Consider the following 2,022-nt stretch of genomic DNA (forward strand, 5'->3'; position numbering starts at 1 on the left):
CGCCAGGGTTGGCGGGCACGCGGCACTAAGTGGGCGTCGGAAACACCGGGCCAGCAGCTGGAGCGGATGGGCGCGTTGTTCCAGCGCGCGGTGCCGCTGCTGGCCGAGGCGTTCCAGGAGGAGAAGCGGCTGTCTCCGGCGTGCGAACAACTGGCGGCGATCGGCCGGATGAGTTCCAACGAGTTGCAGCGCTGGGCGACAGCAGAGTGCCTCAGGATCGATCCGCAGTCCTACTTCGTTCTGGAAGAGGTCATCACGCAGGCCGAACCGCGCTGGGGCGGTTCGGAGGAGGCGATGCGCGCGGCTGCGGGGCTGATCGCCGCGCGTGTCGCGCAGAACCCTGCGCTGCTGACGCTGACGGCCATACCGATCGGCTATGAGGCGGATCTCGCCGACGCCTGGCCCGAGATCATGCCGGGCACGGTTGCCGCGTCGCTGCAGGCCCCCAATGCCGGCTACATGGCGCGTGCGGGACGCGGCATGTATGCGCAAGGCGATCGCTGGCGCGCGCTGAGCTGGGTGTCGCAGTCGCTGCGCTTCCAGCCGCGGGACGACGGCCACCTCGCGTTGCGTGCGGAGATCCTGATGGAACTGGACGATGGCGAGTGGGCATTGCGCGATGCGCGCCGTGCGGTCGAGGCGGCGCCCGCCAGCGCACGACGCCAGTACCTGCTGGCCCGTGCCACCCGGYGCGCGCTCGGCGAGCATGCGGCCCGCGGCCCGTTGTTGAAGACCATGGAAGACGCGGACATGCGGGAGCAAGCGTACGAGTTGTACTGCCAGACCTACGCAATGAGCGGTGAACTGGCGGCCGGCGAGGCATGCGCCGGTGCACTGGTCAGGGAGTTTCCGCGCAATGGCGAAGGCTGGCGCATGTTGGCCTGGCTCCGTGGCGTACAGGACGATCCGGCCCAGGTGGAGGCGATCGACCAGTTCGTCAAATACCACGACGTCGAGCGCTGGCCGCACCATGCCGCGACGATCGAACGCATCCGTCAGGCGAGGGCGCAGCGATGAGGCCGGTGTTCCCGGGTCTTGTCGTGCCATGGGTGCTGTTGTTGGCCATCGCAGGCACCCGCGCCGAGGACCGCGCCGCGCCCGTCGTGCCATTGCCGCTCGATGCCAAGGTCGACGGCAAGGGATATCCGGAATGGACGGCGGCGTGGTGGCAGTGGGCGGAAGCGCTGGATGGCCTGCCGTATCGCGACCGGGATGGCCGTGCCTGCGCCGTGGCACAGGATGGACCGGTCTGGTTTCTCGCGGGGACAACCGGCGGATTCAATGCGCGCCGCGAATGCACGGTTCCCGTTGGCAAGCACCTGCTCATGCCGGTGATCAACATGATCCACTACACGCCGGGCGACGCGTTGCGTGGCGATCGTGTCCCCAGCTGCCGCCAGTTGCAGGCCTGGGCTGCGGTCAACAACGACCGGCTGTCGAGTGCGGTGGTCCTGCTGGACGGCGTACGGGTCGCGGACGTCGCGCGCTATCGCGTACGCAGCAACGGCTGCTTTCCGCTGTATCCCGATGTTCCACCTCCCCCGGGCCACCTGGCGCAGGTGGCGGCGAGCGACGGGTATTGGCTGTTGCTGCCGCCGCTGTCGCCGGGGCGGCATACCGTGAGCGTCGGCGCCAACTACGACGCCGATGGCAGTGGCTATGGGCGCATGGTGCAGAGCTTCGAGTACGTGCTCTGGATCGGGGGCGAAGGCGTCGCGGCCCGCTGACCCGCCCGCCCGGGCTCAGTGGCAGCGGACCAGGATCGCGGTCACGTTGTCCGAGCCGCCGCCGTCCAGCGCCGCGGCGATCAGCGTGTCGACGCATTCCTGGGCGCTGCAGTCGTCGTGCTTGAGGGTGGCGGCGATGCTGGGATCGTCGACCTCTTCGGTCAGCCCATCGCTGCACAACAACAGTTGCATGCCCGGGCGAAGTTCGCCGGTCATGGTTTCGACGTTGAGGTGGTTGGGGTCGGTGACCCCCAGCGCCTGGGTGACGACGTTGCGATGCGGGTGGGTGCGCGCC

Annotated in this window: 3 protein-coding genes; 2 read left to right on the top strand and 1 reads right to left on the bottom strand. The window is 68.9% G+C overall.

Features of this window, described 5'->3' with window-relative positions; genetic code table 11:
- Both AC04L7_RS17520 and AC04L7_RS17525 read left to right on the top strand, forming a co-directional pair.
- A partial coding sequence (locus AC04L7_RS17520; protein ID WP_475513546.1) for a hypothetical protein occupies positions 1-1,017 on the top strand: 1,017 nt, incomplete at its 5' end.
- Positions 1,014-1,727 (top strand): hypothetical protein, encoded by a 714-nt coding sequence (locus AC04L7_RS17525; protein WP_435997731.1) that lies wholly within the window; start codon positions 1,014-1,016, stop codon positions 1,725-1,727. The genes AC04L7_RS17520 and AC04L7_RS17525, both read left to right, overlap by 4 nt.
- 15 nt (positions 1,728-1,742) lie before the next feature.
- Here AC04L7_RS17525 and AC04L7_RS17530 read toward each other — a convergent pair.
- On the bottom strand, positions 1,743-2,022 hold a 280-nt coding region (locus tag AC04L7_RS17530; RefSeq protein WP_475513547.1), incomplete at its 5' end, for a PP2C family protein-serine/threonine phosphatase.

It is taken from the genome of Pseudoxanthomonas sp. LjRoot204_2 (genome assembly GCF_056175765.1).